Below are 20,491 nucleotides of genomic sequence, written 5' to 3'. Positions count from 1 at the left end.
CCTCTTTAGCCCAAGTCTTTTGCGATCCTATATAAATAGGAACGGCTGCTTTTACCAATCCGCTCCACCACCTCCATAAAATGAAGAATGTTCAAAACAAGATTAGCCGTTTGTGATGGAATCTTTGCACTTTTTGCCAAATCAGCCGAAGTGAATTCCTCCGGGAGCTCATAAGGAAGAAATTGAAGATAATCCTCCCTCCTTTCGATGACCACTTCATCGAAAAGAGCCACCGGAATTCGGTCATAGCGGCAAGACCCCTTTTTCTTATCCCTGCTCCAGCCGTTTAACAACCGGTATTCCTCCACATCCATCAGCGGAAAGCAAAATTTTAGATTCGTATTTTTCAGATATGGCTTAATCCTATATAACTCCTTGAAGGCCAGATATGCGCTTCCCGTCACCGGACTTTTTCTTTTCTTCGAAAGCTCCCCGGTGGTTTCATCGATCCATATAAGCCATTTCGTATGAGGAATGGGATAAACCACGGTAACCGGATGCTCTTCAAGAAATACCTCAAGCTTCGTGCGGATTTTGTAAAAGTTGCCGTTTTGAATCTCGATGATTTCATTTCCCGTATAAATATCCGCCACGTAATTGTGGAGGGAAACTTCATGCGTCGCTACATCCGGCGCATAATAATTCTTAAGCACCGCATGTACGGTCTTTTCCTGCAAAGTGCCGATTCCCTCTCGGTTTCTCTGTATACCTACGATTTTACTTTTAGCTTCTTCAAAACGTTTTTCATTCATATTCATATTTTACTTAACTTTACTTTATTCTCTCAGGAAAACCAACCTTTTTCTGAACCTTGCGCAAGGTCTTCGTCGCATAGTAACCGGCCTTATCCGCATTTTCTTTGATAACGCCGTCGATATAGGACTTATCCTGAATCAACTCTGCGAAACGATCCTGAACGGGCTTTAGCACACCTACTACGGATTCTCCTACAGCCAGCTTGAAATCGCCATATCCCTTGCCGTCGAACTCCGTCTCCGTCTCCTCTGGAGTCTTTCCGGTGCAGGAACAATAAATATCGATCAGGTTCTTAATTCCCGGCTGTTCCTCCAGGTACCTTACGGCCCCCTCAGAATCTGTCACAGCCCGCTTGAACTTGCGGATAATCGTGTCCGGATCATCCATGAGATAAATGCTGGCATTAGGATTTTCATCCGATTTCGACATCTTTTTCTCCGGATCCTGCAAGCTCATGATCTTCGCTCCGGCTTTGCCGATATAAGGCTCCGGCACCGTAAACACATCGCCGTATACAGAATTAAACCGCTGAGCGATATCTCTTGTAATTTCCAGATGCTGAAGCTGGTCTTTGCCTACGGGAACTACGTCAGCCTGATATAAAAGAATGTCTGCAGCCATAAGCACCGGATAAGTAAAAAGTCCGGCGTTGATATTGTCCGCATGTTTTGATGCTTTATCCTTAAACTGCGTCATGCGGCTAAGTTCACCCATATAGGTAAAACAATTTAATATCCACGAAAGCTCTGCATGGCCTGATACATGTGACTGATAATAAATACAGTTTTTCTTAGGATCGAGGCCTGCCGCAATGTATAAAGTCAGTAAATTTCTTGCCCTTTTTCTAAGCTCAGCAGGATCTTGTCTGACCGTTATGGAATGTAAGTCTACAACGGAATAAAAGCATTCGTACTCGTCGCTTAAGGTTACCCAGTTTTTAAGGGCTCCCAAATAATTTCCGAGAGTCAAGGTTCCCGTTGCCTGCATTCCGCTGAAAAGTATCTTTTTGCCGTCTATCATGATGATTGCCTCCGAATTTTAGAATGTAACATTTTTGAATATTACATTTTTGAATGTAATAAGTTTAGCATTGGTATTCCATTTCGTCAAGGTAAGGGCAGGCGAAGCCAGGAATTTATAATCACAGTTTATAATACCAACGATCCATAGGCTTTGGACACAAAAAAACACCGCCCCCATGCGTCCCATTGGACACCGAAGACCGCGACTCATAAAATGCTTGTTTATTTCACTGGGACCGGATTTTTCGTCGATATTAATTCGCTCAATAACGCATATATATAATTCCCCTTTTGCCTTCTCAATGATGTCTGCATTTCTCCAAGGAATATATATCGACGAAAATGGACCCCCTGGAAAGTTCTCGTTTGATCCCATTCCAGTAAAATCCTGCAAGCTCTTATGTAAATTAATTCCCCCACCTAATACCGATTCAAGAAGTTACCGAACACACTTAATGTTGTATCATGCCACACCCCACTTTTCAACAAAATATCACATGGGTATTGGTACTTTCAACCATTTCTCTTTTAACGGTCGCATAACTACGCTATTGGTACATTTATCGTTTTATTGGGTACTCTGTTTATCCTTTTTGATTTAATGATTGATTCCGTTCACAATCTTGGTTTCCGGCAATAGGCATTCGTCATATGGCATCGTTACTTTCACTACAAATTCACCATTCCCAACGTTTATTCTAAAATCTCCCCTGTTCTTTTCCACGGTTTCTTTCACGTTTCTTATTCCGATACCGTGATTTTCCTTATCCGCTTTGGTCGTAGTCAGCAGCCCATTTATTAACATTACTTTTTTATCTGACTCAGGCATACTATTTATTACCTCGAACTTCATATAATTATTGTTATTGGTAATATTTATTTTTAAATAGCGATTACAGCATTCCGTTTTATTTAACGCCTCCACCGCATTTTGAATAGGATTTGACACGATAGTGCAAAGCTCTACCGCATTTATTTTCATATTAGCAGGACATCTTCCGTTCACGTCAACCTTAACTTCTTTATCAAGCAGAGAAATATAATAATTAAGTATTGCGTCAATAATATCATTTCCAACCGAATAAGTTATGTTCTTAATTTCAAGAAGCTGACCTTCCATTCCTGCCACATAATCCATCACCTTGGAAATATCTCCGCTATGAGCCAACCCGTTCAGGCATATGAGATGGCCTTGCATATCGTGACGAAACCGTCTTGTCTCCTCGTTTTTGGCCAGCATAGCATTATATAAGTTTCTTTGTGTTTCCAAAAGCAAAGCATCCGTTTCCCGATACTTCTTTATTTTCTTATTTTCATTATCAATATAAATCATAATCATAATAAGACATGCAACACTTACAAAAGAAATAATAGATATAACCTTTGAGAACAAGATAATCTTTTCATTAGGAGTGTATCTGGCAATCGCTTGAAATCCGGCAATGGTTAAAAAAATAGCCATTCCCATAACAAAAACAGAAACATATATTATAAATCTATAACCCTTTTTCCACTTTTCATTATCCGGTAATTTTAGTTTTCTCTTTATTACAGCCGCTATGCTGATTAATGCAATTACTATACTATTATTAATCAAATATATAATTTTTTCTTCAGCACGGGAAATATCTTGTCTTGCCGAAAAGGGTGAAGTAACGCCCCCTACTATTTCTCCCATACATATTATTAAAAAGCCTGCCCTGAAAATATTCAGTGCCTTCTCCCCTTTATCACAATCCAAAATAAGTATATATACTATGATAGAAACAGCACACCACAATAGCAGCAATGTATTCTCGTCCACCGCCCCAAGCAATATGGACGCCGCAAAGCCTATTATTGCCGCCGCCCCAACCCATGTTCTTTTTATTTTTAAGGAATACATGCCACGGAACCATATTCCATATTTAAACAGTTCCGTAATAAAAACGATCAACAGCAGGCAAACTATCTTCATTTCATTTATCCTCATGTATATTCCGATTGATACAGCAAATACTCTTTATAAAAGGTGCTCTTTCTCCTTCGAGAAAGGATGAATTCATTTCCGTCTATCCATATTTTTTCATCTTTATATGCATCTATCCAAGAGATATTTACGATATATTTCTTATCAATTCTGAAAAATAAACGCATATCGAGTTCATATTCCGCTCCTTTTAAGGAAACTTCTTTTCTGAATATTTCATTTCCCACAAAATACTCGGTATAACTGTTATACGCTCGCACATATTTTATATTCTTTTGAAGAATGCGGTATTTGTTCCGCTCCTTATACAACTCTACGACGTTCATCCCCAAGGACAAATGAATCACTCTCGTCAAAGCCTCCATAATCCCTTCTTTATAGAAAGGCTTCCGCAAATACCAAACTGCATTTATCTTAAAAGCTTCCTCGAAATACTCGATTTCTCCCGTCGCCATAATAATACGACAGCCGGGATTCAGCTTATTTATTTGCTTACCGGTTTCGTACCCGTTCATATCCGGCATAAGCACATCCAGAAAAACCACATCCAGTTCTTGTACTTTCTCAAGCAGTGCACGTCCCGACAGAAACGTATGTATTTCATAGTGCTGCCCGATTTCTTGCAAGCATTCTTCGATTATTCTCTGAAGAATGTCCGTTACCAGTTCTTCATCGTCACAAATACCTATTTTTATCATCAGCATTCCGTGCCACCCTACTTCCATTTATTGGAAATATTTTACAGCTATTCTTCTATATTGACAAGTTCATAAACGATTTTTCATGTACTTATGCCAATTTCACAACAAATAATTGTAAAATACCCAAGCATATGTATAAATAAAAACTATGCTTCACACTCTCTCCAACAAGCACTTCGGCAGCACAGCTTTTGTTCCGCGCATGTAGCTGCGCATCCATCTTTCTGTAATAGGAGTACTTTCCTGTTACAGAAAAAATAAAAATCCGAGACACCGCCCCGGATTTTTTATCTTATTTTTATTGCACAATATTATTCTTCATATCCACATGTATTCCCCGGTGAAGGAAACGTATTGAAACCTCTGTCTCTGCGTCCGTCATCGACATAAGATTCATTCATCATCTGTCTGTTGTCACATCTTTGATCAGGTCTTGAACTGCGGCCGCCGGTTCCTTGATCCTTATCCGGTGTACTGCATCCGCATGTGTTGTTATTTCGACAGCCTGAGTTGCCGCCCCAGCCTGAATTGTTTCCGCAGCCCGAGTTATTCCCACAACCTGAATTATTTCCGCAGCCAGAATTATTGCCGCAGCCTATATCATTATTGCCGCAGCAAAAAAGTAAAATTAATAAAATAAGACAATTCATATTTTTCAACTCCTTTATGATATGCTTTATCTTATGTGACATCTCATAAAGGGTTACTTATTTTTCTTATCCGTTTCTTTGCTGCGATTCCACTGAAGACGCATATCCGCGCTTGCGGAGTACCTCTTTTTTTATATAGGAGAAGGTCTTCTTCTCACCTTCCTTCGCCAGCATATGCAAAAGCCTTTCTAACAGCTCCTTCGTCTTCTCATGAAGAGGAGCCGGATCTTTGCCCCAAAGGTAATACTCCAAGGGAGCCTGGTCCGTATAGCTGCCCTTCCGGTACACCTTGCAGGCGGCGATACGATCCATAAGCATTTCTACGATATAGCGATCCGGCATAGGCGCCGGAGCCATACCGCCGACAATATTCTTTGTGCTGTAATCCAGCCAGTACTCGTAATGATGTTTGTTCCTTCCTTTGTGATGCAGCCATGCGCTGGAATAACCGATGTCTTCTCTCTCTGCGTTATTCGGGCTTCTGTCGCCCTGATAGTACTTTGCACCAACTAAAAATTCCGCAGGACTGTATTTGGACAGATCGTGCGTCAGTCCCTGCCAATAAAGTCCTACCTTAAAGCAGCCCTTCATCACGAGATATTTATGATAAGTAATGGTTTTAAAATGTTTCCAGATTTTCATATTGTTTACCTGCAAAAGGCTGTCTATATCCGACTAAAACGCAGTCCTCACATATTGTCTTTTTTCAGGCTTCTGTCCTTTCTTCTGTTTTGAAATATAAATATGAACCGTACGTGGCTTTACTGTCACTCCCGGCTGTTCTCCCTCTTCAACGAAAGGCTCCGGCAAAAACATATCCCCGCCGTCCCTTCCCGTATCCGCAAGAAGCTGCCATTCCATACCCTTGGGAAGCTTGGGAAGCGCAAAATCATGAGGAAGCCAGTGCATATTATACGCGATATAAAAGAAATTGTCATCCTCTTTTTTATCTAGCTTGCCATAGCAGCCGCAGTACATAATTCCGGCGTAGCGGCTGTAGCCGCTGAGTTCGGGACGCCACGCCTCCTCTCCGTGATAAGAAACATCAGGATAGCCGCAGCCGATATAATCAAGAATCTTCAGTTCCTGTTTATTTCGAAGTACCGGATGTGCCTTCTTAAGGGCAATCAACCCTTTCATGCAGAAAAAAATGCTCTGCCAGGGACCGGCGCTGTTCCATTTCACAAAACCGATATCGTTGTCCTGACAATAGGGGTTATTATTTCCATACCGGGTATTTCCAAATTCATCACCGCTGTATATAAGAGGCGTTCCCTGGGAAGTGAAAAGCATAACAAGCACGTTCTTCACCTGTCTTTCCCGTAACTTAAGCATACCTTTTTTCCTTGTCACACCTTCCGTTCCGCAGTTCCATGTAAAGTTATGATCATTGCCGTCCCTTCCGCCCTCCCCATTTTCCTCATTGCGTTTCTTCTCATAACAAACCATATCCGATAGCGTAAAGCCGTAATAATTGGTCACATAATTTATTACACCGTGGCGAGGAGGATTTTTACGCTGTAATTCCAGAAAATATCCCAGCATATTGTCATCCCCCTTAAGGAAACGGCGGGCCGTATACATATAATCATCATTATAGGATGCCAGATTACGGAATTCAGGTATCTCTTCCTCTCCATATATTTCTTCATAAGGAAAATGGTCGTAGAATAATTTAGTTTCCGTAAAGAGCGGTTCCGAAGCGACCGCGCGGGCCGGAATACTTTCTCCCTTCAGATGGATACCGTCGATATGGTATTCCAGCACCCAATATCTTAATGCATCTAACATCACTCCCTGCTTCACCGTACCCGGAAAATAAAACTGCATAATTACTTCGATGCCGTTTCTGTGCAGCTCCTTTACCATATCCTTAAACTCCAGAACTGCATCCTCATCAAAACTGAAGGCAGCCTTAGGAGCAAAATAAAAGCCCTCTATATATCCCCAGCAATTGTATTTCTTTTCCTTCTTCTCACCCTCCTGCGGCGGGACGAACTTGTTCTTTACCGTCTCCTCCATGGATCCCTTAACGGGAGGAAGACTCCGACTTTCCGTTTCGTCGAACTCATAGGAAGGCATCAATTCCACAGCCGTGATTCCGAGTTCTTTCAAATGGGGAATCTTCTCTATGATTCCCCGATAGGTTCCCTTATGAGTTATCCCCGAGGATCTATGCTTCGTAAAGGCTCTTACATTGAGGCAATATAAAATACTGTTTTCATAAGGGTATTTTAAGGGCTTATCTCCCTCCCAATCATAGCCGCTGCGAAGAAAGCCTCCTCTTATATGGTCACCGTACTTTCCCCATTTCTCATGCCCGTAAATCACTTTTGCATAAGGATCTGTAAAAATGTACTCTCCGTCATAGAAATTATATTCATATCTTTCGATATCCAAATTCTCGATTCTCATGCTGAAAATGGAGCCGAACTTACCTCGCTCATCAAAAGGAAGCCTGCTTAATTCTTTCGTCTTCCTATCATATAATATGACGCCGCAGTCCTTGCCTTTCTTCATGACCACCGAAAAATAAGTATGATTATGCTCTGTTGTCACACCTAACGGATATGGCCTGCCGATTGTCTTGTTGTCGATTGTATACATGTTCTCCTCCATCCGTTGATATCCGCAGTCATTTCTCGCATATTTCTACTGCATTGCCTCTAAAGTATACCATAAAAATTTTTTTATGTGTAAAAATAGAGAAAAATTATTGATTATTGTTCGACTCGCTAGTACAATAGGAACATGACTAGTAAAACAACTACCGGTAGGGGAAAGGAGTTTCTATGGACAAAGAATTGAATAACCGGACAGAGGCTGAAGAATTAAACGATGAGGAAATGACCGTTGAACTGGACTTGGAGGACGGTACCCATGTTGTCTGCGCAGTTGTGACAATTCTGGAATCGCAGGGAAAAGATTATATCGTGCTTTTGCCGCTGGATGAAAACGGCCGAAATACAGACGGAGAAGTATGGTTCTACCGCTATTTCGAAGACAAGAACGACGTTAACGCCGAGCCGGAGCTTTTATATATCGAAGATGATGACGAATACGAAATGGTTGCCGACGCTTTTGACGAATATCTGGACAATGTGGAATTCGATGAATTCGTAGAATAACCGCTCTATTTTTATGGAAGCAATTATATTTATGGAAGTAATTATAATGGTAATACGAGGTTCCCTAACCAAAGGCTTTACAATCGGTCTTTTGTTTCGAGAGCCTCTTTTAATTTTCTGATAAAAGGGGATGGCTCTTCGTAATACAATATTTCCAAATACGCCTTCGCCCTGGTCATAGCCACATAGAAAAGTCTCCGTTCCTCCTCCACCGCCTCCGGCAAAAGTGCTTTTCGGCTCGGTATCGCCCCCTTTCTTATATCTGGAAGATAGACTCTCGTATATTCCAGCCCTTTGGACATGTGCATGGTAAGCAACCGAATTCCTTCCTGCTCTTTCTTTTCTGTGTTTTCTTTCTTCTGAATCATACGTGTATATTCCTGCTCATATTCTCTCCACTCTGTGAAGCTGTGCATGCTTGCCGCCGATCTTTGCAATTCATCCAAAAGTTCTTTCATTTCTTCTCTTTTTTCCTTCTCTTTCCCGCTGCATAAATATTTCTCATAGCCCATATTCCTCCTAATATAATCTACCGCAAGATAAGGCCTCAAAGCTGAAAGCATCTTTAAATCCACCCAAAGCTTCCTTATCATTTCCTGCATATAAGGCTTCTCATTATAGAAATCCAGCAAAAGCCGTTCGGTAACTACGGCCTCCCCCGCCGCTTGTCTATGGATATACCTGGATGGCTTATTCATAATACGGAAAAAATCTCCCCGCTGACCGCCTGCCCCTTCACCTCTTCCTTTTCCCCAAATGGCCTCTGCAAAAGAAAGGTAGGAAAAGATATCCCGCGCTATGGGCGTTTCAAAAATATTTTCAATGTTATCCTTTGCGCAAAAAGGAATATTACAAGCAGCAAGTTCTCTGGACAGCGCTCCTGCCTCCGCATTAGTACGGTAAATGACAGCGCTTTGGGACAACTCCTCTCTTGACATTTCCTTCAGCCTCTCCATAAGATATTTGTGTTCTTCTTCCTTGTCCGCAAAAGAAGAGATTTTTACTGCCTCATTCTTTTTCCTTTCTCCCTGTCCCTTTTTATCCGCCGTAAGCTCTTTTACATAACGGTTCCTATTATCCGTAATGACGATTTGCGCCGCTTCTACAATATCCTCCGTACACCGGTAGTTGATACCCAGAGTAAGCTGCTTGGCCTTTTCATAATCGTTCATAAACTGTCTCATAATATCCGGACCCGCACCCCGAAATCCATAAATGGACTGGTCGTCGTCTCCTACTACAAATAGGTTGTTCTGAGGAAGTGACAGACGGCGTAAAATCTGATACTGCAAAGGAGAAATGTCCTGAAATTCATCCACTAAGATGTGAGAAAAGGCATCCTGCCAGAAGGTAAGAACCTGGGTATTATGGGTAAGCAGTTTATCACACAGAAGAATCATGTCGTCAAAGTCGACTTTGTGCTCTTCTTGCATAATGCGGCAATATTCTTCATATATGTATGGAAATTGCTGCTTAAGCTCCTCACTGTAATCCGTTAGGAGCTCTGAGGCCTGAGAACTCGCAGAAAGATTTTTAACGGCGCTTATCGCCTTTAGTAAGCTTCCATATAGCTCTGCATTGTTTTCTTCCCCGCTTTTTATGGTGCTAAGGATATGTGCCAAATAGTTACGTTTGTCTGACGCAGATGCCAGCCTTAAGCCCGGATTTCCCGATTGCCTCAGGATATAATAATATACGGCATGGAAGGTCCCAAAGAAAACCTCCGGGTATGCATTCCCGGTAAGTGCCAAGAAGCGTTCTTTCATCTCCTGCGCCGCAGCCTTTGTAAAAGTAATAACGAGAATTTTGTCGGGAGAAATCCCGTGATGCTGAATCAGATGACGAATCCGGCGAATGGTAAGATAAGTTTTGCCGCTTCCCGGTCCCGCGAGAACCTGCATGGGACCGGAAGCGTGTTCTATAGCTTGGGCCTGTGCCCTATTATTTCTTTGCTCAGGCATTCTTTAACAGCTCGATGCCTTTCTTAATGCGTTTTATGGATTCCTCTTTCCCGAGGATTTCCATGATTTCCGTCGCTCCGGCAGGCGTCATCTGTTTGCCGGATACGGCGGTTCTGATCGGCCACATCGCATAGCCGTTTTTACAGCCTTTTTTTTCTACATAGGAAACGAGCATCTGATAAAGGGAATCGTTGTCAAAGGATTCCTGCACTTCAATAACAGGAAGCAGTTCCTCCAGCACCTCAAGAGATGATTCCTCCGTGGTCTTCATTTTCTTATGAACATACATCGATGTCTCGTATGAGGGAAGCTCTTCGAAGAAATCTACCATTTCCTTTATGTCAGGGAATATTTCGATTCTCGTCTTGACCATCTGTGCGATTGCCTTCAGCTCCAAATCTTTCGTTAACACTTCTTTTAAATAAGGCTCTGCCATTTTGTAGAACTTATCAAAATCCATTGCTTTCATATATTCGCCGTTCATCCATTTCAACTTGGTATAATCAAAAACGGCAGGGGATTTGGATAAATGTCTGTAATCGAATATCTTTATGAGATCTTCAAGAGAGAAAATCTCCTCGTTATCCTCCGGGCTCCAACCGAGCAGCGCTACGAAATTCACGATAACCTCCGACAAAAATCCCTGCTCGATCAAATCCTCATAAGAGGAATGTCCGCAGCGTTTGGACAGCTTGTGATGCTCCTCGTCCGTAATCAGCGGGCAGTGAACGTATATCGGAACCTCCCAGCCGAAAGCATCGTAAAGGCGGTTATATTTCGGAGAGGAAGAAAGATATTCATTTCCTCTTACCACATGCGTAATTCCCATTAAATGGTCGTCTACCACGTTTGCAAAATTATAGGTGGGATAGCCGTCGGATTTGATCAGAATCATATCGTCCAGTTCGGCATTGTCGACCGAAATGTCTCCATAGATTTCATCATGAAAGGTGGTTGTCCCTTCCGTAGGGTTCTTCTGTCTGATCACGTAAGGGATGCCCGAAGCCAGTTTCTCTTCCGCTTCTTCCCTGGACAGATGCAGACAATGCTTATCGTAAATGTTGATTTCTTTTCCGGCAACGGTCTGGGTAAGGGATGCAAGCCTTTCCTTGTCGCAGAAGCAATAATAAGCTTCTCCCTTTTCGACCAGCTTCTTCGCATATTCCAGATAGATTCCCTTCGACTGTCTCTCGCTCTGCACATAAGGACCTACTCCGCCGTCCTTATCCGGTCCTTCATCGTGCAAAAGCCCCGTTTTTTCCAAAGTACGGTAAATGATTTCCACTGCGCCTTCCACATAGCGCTCCTGATCCGTATCTTCAATCCTCAAAATGAAATCTCCGCCCTCGTGCTTTGCAATAAGATAAGCATATAGAGCCGTTCTTAAATTACCTACGTGCATGCGTCCCGTAGGGCTGGGCGCATAACGTGTTCTTATTTTGGACATTTATTTACTCCTCGACTTTCCTGTAGCTATTCAATGAATGTTTTACTGTACGAATCACACTTTTGTTCTTTTACATGTCGGGTATCTTCTTCGCCGCCGCAGCCTTGAAGCCCGCCACTTCTTTCGCTGCCTGAGGAATCGCGATGTTGGTTCCTGCTCCGGCAACACAGCCTCCGGGACACGCCATACCCTCAATCAGACAGCCGTTCTTCTTGCCCGCCTTAGCCAACATAAGCATCTTTTTACACTCCGCAAGGCTTTCGGCATGCTCGATGTGCACCTCCACATCGGGATAATATTCCCGGATACATTCCTCAATAGCGCTGGCCACACCACCTGCAACGCCATAACCGCGTCCGGCGCCCGTAGCATCTTCCATCTTGTCCGACACCGGTACATTGTCTAACACAATTTCCTTCGCTTCGAACATTCCGGAAAGCTCTTCGAAGGTAATAACAAAATCGACATCCGAACGGACGGTCCTTCTGGAAGCCTCCAGCTTTTTAGAAGCACAAGGTCCGATGAAAACTACGCCTGCATCGGGGTGGTCCTCTTTTATCTTACGGGCTGTAGCTACCATGGGCGTCAGTTCGTTGGATATATTATCGATGGTCTCCGGGAAAAATTTCTTAGCTAACACCGACCAGGAAGGACAGCAGGAGGTCAGAAGAAAAGGCAGCTCCCCTGTAGTCACCGCATGGACATAATGCTCGGCTTCTGCCATTGCTCCCATATCGGCACCTATGGCTGTCTCATATACATCATAAAATCCAAGCTCCTTCAATGCCGTCTTGATTCTGTCGGGCGATACATGTGCTCCGAACTGTCCGACAAAGGCCGGCGCTACTTGAGCGATGATCTTCCGCCCGGACTGCAATGCCCTGATTAGCTGGAAAATCTGCGATTTATCGGCAATCGCACCGAAAGGACAATTTACCATGCACTGTCCACAGGATACGCACAGATCACTGTCGATCAATGCCCTTCCTCTCGCGTCGTTTTTTATCGCATTTACTCCGCAGGCGGCCAGACAGGGCCTTGTTTGATGGGAAATGGCATCATAAGGACAAACTGTTTTGCACTTGCCGCATTTAATACATTTTTCCTGATCGATAATGGACTTTCCGTCCTTCATAGATACTGCACCTTTGGGACATACTTCCCTGCAGGGATGGGCAAGACAACCCATACACTTATCCGTCACCTCATAACGATTCTCCGGACATGCATTGCATGCGGAAGGAATGACCTGCATCAGCGGCGGTTCGTAATATTTTTCATCGATGTCGCTTTCCGCCAACCCTTGGGTGGCATGTACGGGCACGTTCTCAGGCCTCAGGGAAAGCCCCATGGCAAGCCTGATTCTCTCTCTCACGACAGCCCGTTCCCTATAAACGCTTCCGTAGGGCGACTCATCGTAATCTACAATTTTATATGGAAGCGCTTCCACATCATTGATTAAATCCTCCGAATGATATGCCAAGTTCGCAACCTCTTTAAATATACGCCTGCGAATTTTTCGCACTTGTGTATCGATACCTCTCATAGCGCCCTCCTTGTCTTTATCTTTCATAAGCCTGCCGATATTATTGGGATTTTGTCATTATCAGCAAGTATTATTTTCACATAAACCCAAGAGGAAATCAAGGCATTTCCTACAACTTTTTCGCTATTTCAGGGAATGTATCTTTAAAAAAACAAGCTTCCTGTCTGGAAAACGATTACGGAGACGAGCCATGCGAAGGTGAGCTGGAAAATTACCGTTTTCAGTGTAAATTTCCAGGAGCCGCTTTCTTTTTTCATAGTCGCTACCGCAGCGATGCAAGGAACATACAAAAGGCAAAACAGCATCAGCGAATAGGCGTTCAACGGTCCGAACTGCGGATCGATGCTCTGAATATTCGCCACCAGAGAATGCATACCGGTTTCCGAATTGGCACTGGTTACGCCAAACAATACTGCGAAGCTGGATACCACTACCTCTTTTGCCGAAATGCCGGCAATTAATGCTACTACGATCTGCCACATTCCAAGTCCTGCCGGAACAAGGACCGGAACCAGGAACTTTCCAATGGCAGCGCCGAAGCTGTCCCCGGGATTTTCCACCATTCCCTGCATGCCAAAATTCAAAATGAACCACATAACGATGGACGCTATAAAAATAATGGTACCCGCCCTATGTATGTACTCCTTCAGCTTGTTCCAGACATAAATGCGGATGGTTCTTGCATTGGGGCGTTTATATTCCGGAAGCTCAATTAAGAGTGAGTCATTGGCCTTTCCTTTTTGTATGGTGTTGATGACCTTCGCAACCAAAATGGCGATTATCATTCCAATCCCGTACATGGAAAAGGCTGCAAGCCCTGCATAATCAGAAAAAAACATTCCTGAAAAAAGAACGTAAATCGGAAGCCTTGCCGAGCAGGACATGAATGGCGTCACTACCATTGTCTTACGTCTGTCGTACTCCGTCTCTAATGTCCTTGTCGCCATGATAGCCGGAACAGTACAACCGAAGCCCAGTATCATCGGAAGGAACGCCTTTCCCGACAACCCCACCTTTCCCATAATACCATCCATAACATAAGCGACCCGCGCCATATAACCGCTGTCCTCTAAAATAGCTAAGGCAAGGAATAGTATGAATATATTGGGAATAAAGGTAAGTATTCCTCCCACTCCGGCTATAATACCGTCTACGATCAACGACCTCAACCACGCCGTAGTTCCGATGGACACAAGCAAGCTATCGGTGCTTCCCGAAAGCCAGTCCAGGCCGATTTCAAATACGCCTTTGAGCAAATCCCCTACCGTAAAGGTGAGAAAGAATACGAAACCAATTATCATCAGGAAAAATGGGATTCCCCATATGGGATGGGTAAGAAGCGCATCCATCTTATCCGTATTCGCTTTCTTCTTATCTCTATAAAAGAGCACCTCATTTACTATGCCTTCAATATATGAATACTTGGTCTGTATGATTTCCTTTTCATAGTTCTTATCCACTACATTGGTGACTGAAATCGGATGCTCGTTCTTTACCTCCTCGTCCTCCTCCAACAGCTTTATGGCATGCCATCTCACGGAAGAATGCAGCGGATAATGAGCCTGCATCATCACCTCCAGCTTAGCGATTTTCTCCTCGATCCCTTCTCCGTAAAATAACGTGTTCTGTTTTGGTTCCTCTTCGTAGTGATGAACCACCGCATGGAGCAGAATATCCAGTCCGGTCCTCTTCGCCGCCGATACAGGAACTACAGGTACGTCCCAGAGCATTTCCGGAAGGCGGTGCAAATCGATTTCCATTCCCCGCTCCTCCACAACATCCATCATATTAAGGGCCAGCACCACCGGCTTCCCAAGCTCCAAAAGCTGTAACGTCAGATACAGATTCCTCTCTAAAGACGAGGCGTCCACAACATTGACAATCACCTCGACATCTTCATCCATAACGCACTTTCTCGTCACTTTTTCTTCTATACTATAGCAGGTCAGGGAATAAATCCCCGGAGTATCCATTAACGTCAGCTGAAAACCCTCGTACTTCGCTTCTCCTTCTATCTTCTCTACAGTGACCCCCGACCAGTTCGCCACCTTAAGCTTAGAGCCGGTTATTGCATTAAACAGAGTCGTCTTGCCGCAATTAGGATTCCCAACAAAGGCTACATGAATATGCTTATCTTTATCAGGCATCCTTCTTCTCCTCCTTTACTTCGATTCCTGAAGAAATATGCTTCCCAAGTGCCAGCCGCGTTCCTCTCACGCCAACGATCAAGGCTCCGTTCCTCTTTCGGTTAAGTATCTTGACCGTTGTCCCATCATTCAGCCCAAGTGCCCTCAGCCTTCTAGCAACAGCTTCCTCTGTGAATACTCCGTTTATTTCATAAAAAAAATTCTTTTGTCCTTCAAAAAGCGTCATGCTTCCCACCTCTTTATCCACATTTGAGATTGATTCTCATTAATTTCCCTCCAAATTATAGTCCCCCATTCCATTAGTGTCAACATATATTAAACTCCAATAATTCCCTCCTCATATACCAGACCGGCCCTATACCGCCAAGACTGCAGCCTCTCTCCTGTCTTAATACCTATTACTTGTCTGTCCTCGCTTTTTAACTATTCAGTTGTAACACATGTATTGTACGACCTCCCCATCTTCTGCAACGTAAATTGGAGTCACTCCAAATCCATAACAATAATTCCTTATGGTATCGAGAACCGTTACCTTCTGAGAAAGTGCTGCTATCTCTTCTTAAATCGATATATGGTAAAAAAGATATCCCATGTACTGACTATCTATACATGGGATATCCTGCTTCATACCGGGTAATTTCTAATTCTTTCAGGTATGATTTATACGATATTCAATTGTCTTTTCTCAACAGGATGAAAGCTCCGAATATTCTCCTAATCCCCGTCCGTCTCAACACTTTCATCACCCTGCGTCTCAATCTTCTTCAAATCATCCAGACTCTTCGTAAAAGAGGCTCTCGCAGAGCTAGTCATAGTATAAACCATGTTTTCTCCTTTCACGCAAACGTAATATTTAGATACAGAAGAATTATAATCCCCTATTTCCAACGTAGTACTTGCGTTCTCCGTAGTATAGGTTACCGTAATCTCCGGTTCGTCCAGACCGTACTGTGACATATCCGCTGCATTTTCAATTACATCCTCGCTGGTAATAGAAACTGCAGCCTCAATCATATCCTCCAGAGCACCTGCGTCGATGCTCACTGTTTTGTCACTGTTTTCATACCAAATATCGCCCTCCTTCGTAAAGGAAAGTTCTCCGTTATCGTTTGCCAGGGAAAGCGACTTTACGGAAGCTGCATCGTCATGCGTTACAGTATACGATACCTTTTCGTCCTCTTCCTCGTGGTTATTATTATAGTATTTCACCCCGACATACGCTGCGGCCATCGCGATGAGAAGAATGAGAATTGTTAACAGTTGTATTTTCTGTCTTTTCATGATACATCCCTCTGTCCGCCTCAGCGGACGCTGATTTCAAAAGGTGAAAAGGTGGTCTCTTCAACCTGGTCTCCTGTATTTATGCCTTTCTTCTCTTAAACCATACGACGAATCCCCCTGCCAAAAACGCCAATGGAATAATTACCGTAATCAAAAGGCTGAGTAAAATAATATAGGACTGCGGAATGGTCAAATAGTTCTCTTCATAGCTTTTAACCGGAATCGCAATTCCTTCCGTTTCCTCCGTCATTTCTCCGAGTGAACCTGCGAACAGTTTCATGTTCGTACCGGATACCATGGAATCCGCTGCATCCGTAAACAGATTTTCACTGGAATAAATGACCGCAGTAGACTCTGCCTCGCCGTTAGTCTTTACCGCTTTTACGCCCAAGGTAAAGGGACCGTCCACATCGCCCTCCTGCTTCGTATAATCCGTCGTTCCGTTCACATCCGCTCTGGCATAAGCCTTATCGCTTGTTGAAAGAAGGGGGGTAAGAGATAAACCATCTCCTGCCTCTTCCGGTAAAAGAAATCCCTGTGCGTAAGGGGCGAATATATAAGAATCACTGATAGAACTGGTAACTGTATCCGATTCCACCGTGGGCAATATGTAGAACGGGCTTTGATAATAAGCGCCCTCAGCCCCTTCTAACACCAGACCATCCGCCATGGATATTCCGTAATAATCCAGGATTTTATAAAAATTCGTCATGTCAGCATCCGTCCATGTACTGATAATTAGTGCATTTCCGCCGTTCTGCAAATAATCCAGCACCTTGTTCGTATCGTCCTCGGAGAAATCAGACGTAGGCGCATTGATAATAATTCCCTCTGCATCCTCCGGAATATTGTCATATTGCAGCAGATTAATGGATTCGTAATCGATGTTCGCCTTCGCTATCGTATCGTTAAAATCTGTCTCAAAGGCCAGCTCTCCATGCCCTTCCAATATATACATCTTCGGCATATTGTCGCTGGTCACGTAGGAAATGGCACTTGTAATCTGCCCCTCTCCGTCATAGCCGGTCGTTGTCGTTTCATAAGTTGTATAGTCCGTACTCGTTTCAAAAACGGAGCTGTAATCCACTACCTTATTTCTCTTATCGCTGACTACGATCAAGCTGTTTCTCGATACAGAGGCATCCGTATACTGTGTATAGAACTTCGGATTAACAAGAGGATCCACATAAGAAACCTTTACATGGCCGGAAAACTGCTCATATTGCTCCAGTGTCTTCTTCAAAGTCGTGTCCTGCGAATTCTCATTGGACAGGACATAAATCGTTATATCGTCTTCCACCTTCCCAAGCAAGTCCTTCGTTTCTTCCGACAGCGAAAACATCTTATTCGCCGTTACGTCAAATGCTGTATATTTGGTCGGTATTTCCGAAACAAGCAGATTCAGTATTACCGCAGCAGCAATAGATATTACTACCATAGCGGAACTGTACGCCCCTATTTTCAAGTTTTTTACCGATACGCTGTAGCGTCTCTTTTGGATGGACTGAGTGGCCAGAAAAAGCGTCAGTAAAATAACCGAGATATAATAAACAGCACTCTTCAAATCGAGGGTTCCTTCTACCATATTATCAAAACGCGATACTATGTCGAAAGCTCTTAATATCTTCGTAAGGAAATTTCCCGTAGTGGAAATTATATTGCATATGCCCGCCATCACATAGCCGCCAAATAGTACAGCAAAGGAAATAACTGCCGCGATTACCTGGCTTTCCGTAAGGGAGGAAAGAAAAATACCTATCGCGATACAGGTAAGCCCGTACAGATAAAACGCGAAAATGGATACATAAGTCTCCAAAAAAGACACTGTCCCAAATGCGCTTAAAACCAGAGGATATATGCCGATGATGATTACCGGAATAGTAAATACCGCCCCAAGAGCAATGAACTTGCCCGCCACGATTTTACCTACCGATATGGGCGCAGTCAAAATGAGCTGATCCGTTTTCTGCTTCCGCTCCTCCGCAAGTACTCTCATCGTCAGAATCGGTACACTGATAATAAAAATAAAAAGAATGCCCGAAAGCGCATATGAAATCTTAGGGTAACCGCTAAGCAGGTTATATACCGTTACATAAATGCCGGTAATACATAAAATAATACCGATGAACAAGCATCCGACAAAGGATTGGAAATAAGATTTAAACTCTCTTTTAAATATTGCTGTCATCTTCGTTCTCCTCCACTTTTGCGGTTATTTTAACTGCTTCCTTTTCTTCATCGTTATTGTTTTCGTCGTCAGTATTATCGTTTTCATCGATTTCGGTACCTTTTTTGTCGTCAGTATTGCCTTCATCGTCCCTTGCGCTTCCCACCGCTTTACCCTCCCCTGCCGAAGTAAGCTGCAGGAAAATATCCTCTAAGGTTTCAGCTTGTCTGCTCATGGCGATTACCGGAAGTTTGTTTTCAGCTAACGCAATTCCAGCCTCACGGCTGATATCCGTATCTGAGAAGGTAGTGATGGAAATCTCCACTGCATCCTCTTTTTCTATGTATGAAATCTCTTTCACGCCGGCGATATTGTTAAGCGCCCTTTGAATGTCTTCTTTTTTGCCAAGTACTGTTATATTCAAGTCGGCCGTTCCGGTCTTTAGCTTCTGTAAGCCCTCAGGCGAATCACTTGCCACCAGCTTCCCTTTGGAAATGATCATGATATGATCGCAGACCGCACTTACCTCGGATAAAATATGGGAGCTTAGGATTACCGTATGGTTTTCTCCAAGCTTGCGGATCAAATCTCTGATCTCAATGATTTGCTTCGGATCCAGACCTACCGTCGGCTCATCCAGTATGATCACCTCCGGATATCCCAGAATTGCCTGAGCCAGGCCGACACGCTGCTTATAGCCCTTGGAGAGATTTTTAATAAGCCTTTTTGAAACATCCGTTACCATCGTCATATTCATGACTTCCTCTATTTGTTTCTTTCGCTCCTCTTTGGGAATTTTCTTAAGCTCCGCTACGAATTTCAAATATTCATACACGGTCATTTCAGGATAAAGCGGAGGAAATTCGGGCAGATAACCAATACACTTTTTTGCCTCCTCCGGATTCGTGAGAATATCATAGCCGTTGATCTTAACGTTCCCTTCGGTAGCTGCCAGATAGCCGGTCATAATATTCATTGTCGTAGATTTCCCTGCACCGTTAGGTCCCAGGAAGCCGTAGATTTGTCCCTTTTCCACATGAAAATTCAAGTGGTCTACGGCGGTATGCCCTCCATACTTTTTTACTAAATTTTCAACCTCAATCAAAATAATATCCTCCTTGTCCATCTGAATTACCAGACATTTTCCTTCTATTAATGTAATCTCAAATTGTGTCTATTTTCTTTAAATTATGTGAAAAAAATGTGAAGATACAAACACTCAAAAATGTCCTTATCATATAATGTATTAAAAATCTTATAAATTTATGAAAGGAGTATTATGCAGGATTATAATTTTAATGAATATTTGGACCGTTTCCCGGTGGCTATGGCATATGTACCGTGGCAGAATCTTACGCAGATTTATGAAGATCTGGATAAGGCCTACTGCATTGGCACTATTTTTCCGGAGTTAGCAAAGCCTTTTACGGGAAGGAGATGCGTAAAATGAATCCAAAAATGAGCACAGAGCAGGAAAATATGCTGCATAATATCGGTGTGGTGGGTTTTGTTGCGCTAGAAATGGCGTTATATTTGGACACCCATCCTACGGACAGGGAAGCTATGGAATATTTCAATCATTATATGCGTTTGAAAAATCAGATGACACAAGAATATGCGAACAAATTTGGACCTCTTACGCTTTCCGTTGCGGATAACAGCAGTAAAGAGTGGAAATGGGCACTACAACCGATGCCTTGGGAAGGAGGATGCTAG

At 43.2% G+C, this 20,491-nt stretch carries 18 protein-coding genes; 3 read left to right on the top strand and 15 right to left on the bottom strand.

The features are described 5' to 3' along the window. Window positions 1-5: 5 nt before the first annotated feature. The 7 genes from CC90_RS0106450 to CC90_RS0106415 form a co-directional block, all read right to left on the bottom strand. Window positions 6-758: a hypothetical protein gene (locus CC90_RS0106450; RefSeq protein WP_031389975.1), complete on the bottom strand. Its 753-nt coding sequence runs from the start codon at window positions 756-758 to the stop codon at window positions 6-8. Between the two features lie 13 nt (window positions 759-771). Further along, entirely contained in the window at window positions 772-1,776 is a 1,005-nt protein-coding gene (trpS, locus tag CC90_RS0106445; protein ID WP_031389974.1) for a tryptophan--tRNA ligase, read from the bottom strand. A 600-nt stretch (window positions 1,777-2,376) separates the two neighbouring features. After that, the gene (locus tag CC90_RS0106435; protein WP_031389972.1) at window positions 2,377-3,735 is read right to left on the bottom strand and encodes a sensor histidine kinase; all 1,359 of its coding nucleotides are present in this window, start codon (window positions 3,733-3,735) and stop codon (window positions 2,377-2,379) included. Window positions 3,736-3,746: 11 nt separating this feature from the next. Next, the gene (locus CC90_RS0106430) at window positions 3,747-4,451 is read right to left on the bottom strand and encodes a LytR/AlgR family response regulator transcription factor (RefSeq protein WP_031389971.1); all 705 of its coding nucleotides are present in this window, start codon (window positions 4,449-4,451) and stop codon (window positions 3,747-3,749) included. A gap of 308 nt (window positions 4,452-4,759) precedes the next feature. Beyond that, complete coding sequence (locus CC90_RS22180; protein WP_035315206.1) at window positions 4,760-5,098, bottom strand: hypothetical protein; 339 nt, start codon at window positions 5,096-5,098, stop codon at window positions 4,760-4,762. A 66-nt stretch (window positions 5,099-5,164) separates the two neighbouring features. Continuing rightward, entirely contained in the window at window positions 5,165-5,740 is a 576-nt protein-coding gene (locus CC90_RS0106420) for a DUF5662 family protein (protein ID WP_051869310.1), read from the bottom strand. 33 nt (window positions 5,741-5,773) lie between these two features. Then, the gene (locus CC90_RS0106415) at window positions 5,774-7,705 is read right to left on the bottom strand and encodes a hypothetical protein (RefSeq protein ID WP_031389969.1); all 1,932 of its coding nucleotides are present in this window, start codon (window positions 7,703-7,705) and stop codon (window positions 5,774-5,776) included. A gap of 185 nt (window positions 7,706-7,890) precedes the next feature. On the opposite strand from CC90_RS0106415, the gene CC90_RS0106410 reads away from it, so the two are divergent. Beyond that, window positions 7,891-8,226: a DUF1292 domain-containing protein gene (locus CC90_RS0106410; protein ID WP_031389968.1), complete on the top strand. Its 336-nt coding sequence runs from the start codon at window positions 7,891-7,893 to the stop codon at window positions 8,224-8,226. 77 nt (window positions 8,227-8,303) lie between these two features. Here the strand turns inward: CC90_RS0106410 and CC90_RS0106405 are convergent, their stop codons facing one another. The 8 genes from CC90_RS0106405 to CC90_RS0106365 all read right to left on the bottom strand — a co-directional run bounded on the left by CC90_RS0106405 (window position 8,304) and on the right by CC90_RS0106365 (window position 19,880). After that, the gene (locus CC90_RS0106405) at window positions 8,304-10,187 is read right to left on the bottom strand and encodes an ATP-dependent helicase (protein WP_051869309.1); all 1,884 of its coding nucleotides are present in this window, start codon (window positions 10,185-10,187) and stop codon (window positions 8,304-8,306) included. Beyond that, window positions 10,180-11,634: a glutamate--tRNA ligase gene (gltX, locus tag CC90_RS0106400; protein WP_031389966.1), complete on the bottom strand. Its 1,455-nt coding sequence runs from the start codon at window positions 11,632-11,634 to the stop codon at window positions 10,180-10,182. Before gltX ends, CC90_RS0106405 begins: the two co-directional genes overlap by 8 nt. A 70-nt stretch (window positions 11,635-11,704) precedes the next feature. Beyond that, a complete protein-coding gene (locus tag CC90_RS0106395; protein WP_031389965.1) occupies window positions 11,705-13,180 on the bottom strand; it encodes a 4Fe-4S dicluster domain-containing protein in 1,476 nt (491 codons plus the stop codon). 143 nt (window positions 13,181-13,323) lie between these two features. Next, window positions 13,324-15,327 carry a ferrous iron transport protein B gene (feoB, locus tag CC90_RS0106390; RefSeq protein WP_031389964.1) on the bottom strand — a complete coding sequence of 668 codons (2,004 nt, stop codon included), beginning with the start codon at window positions 15,325-15,327 and terminating at the stop codon, window positions 13,324-13,326. After that, window positions 15,320-15,553: a FeoA family protein gene (locus tag CC90_RS0106385; protein WP_031389963.1), complete on the bottom strand. Its 234-nt coding sequence runs from the start codon at window positions 15,551-15,553 to the stop codon at window positions 15,320-15,322. Before CC90_RS0106385 ends, feoB begins: the two co-directional genes overlap by 8 nt. A gap of 488 nt (window positions 15,554-16,041) precedes the next feature. Beyond that, window positions 16,042-16,608, bottom strand: a complete 567-nt coding sequence (locus tag CC90_RS0106375; RefSeq protein ID WP_031389962.1) for a DUF4340 domain-containing protein — start codon at window positions 16,606-16,608, stop codon at window positions 16,042-16,044. Window positions 16,609-16,687: 79 nt separating this feature from the next. Next, the gene (locus CC90_RS24175; RefSeq protein ID WP_031389961.1) at window positions 16,688-18,796 is read right to left on the bottom strand and encodes a Gldg family protein; all 2,109 of its coding nucleotides are present in this window, start codon (window positions 18,794-18,796) and stop codon (window positions 16,688-16,690) included. Beyond that, window positions 18,780-19,880, bottom strand: a complete 1,101-nt coding sequence (locus tag CC90_RS0106365) for an ABC transporter ATP-binding protein (RefSeq protein WP_035315485.1) — start codon at window positions 19,878-19,880, stop codon at window positions 18,780-18,782. Before CC90_RS0106365 ends, CC90_RS24175 begins: the two co-directional genes overlap by 17 nt. A 174-nt stretch (window positions 19,881-20,054) precedes the next feature. Here CC90_RS0106365 and CC90_RS23655 point away from each other — a divergent pair, with 174 nt between their 5' ends. Together CC90_RS23655 and CC90_RS0106355 are read left to right on the top strand one after the other, a co-directional pair. Then, entirely contained in the window at window positions 20,055-20,225 is a 171-nt protein-coding gene (locus tag CC90_RS23655) for a spore coat associated protein CotJA (RefSeq protein ID WP_081905891.1), read from the top strand. Further along, a complete protein-coding gene (locus CC90_RS0106355; RefSeq protein ID WP_031389959.1) occupies window positions 20,222-20,491 on the top strand; it encodes a spore coat protein CotJB in 270 nt (89 codons plus the stop codon). Before CC90_RS23655 ends, CC90_RS0106355 begins: the two co-directional genes overlap by 4 nt.

The organism is Kineothrix alysoides, assembly GCF_000732725.1.
Lineage (GTDB): Bacteria > Bacillota > Clostridia > Lachnospirales > Lachnospiraceae > Kineothrix > Kineothrix alysoides.
This window is presented reverse-complemented; position numbering and strand designations above follow the sequence as displayed.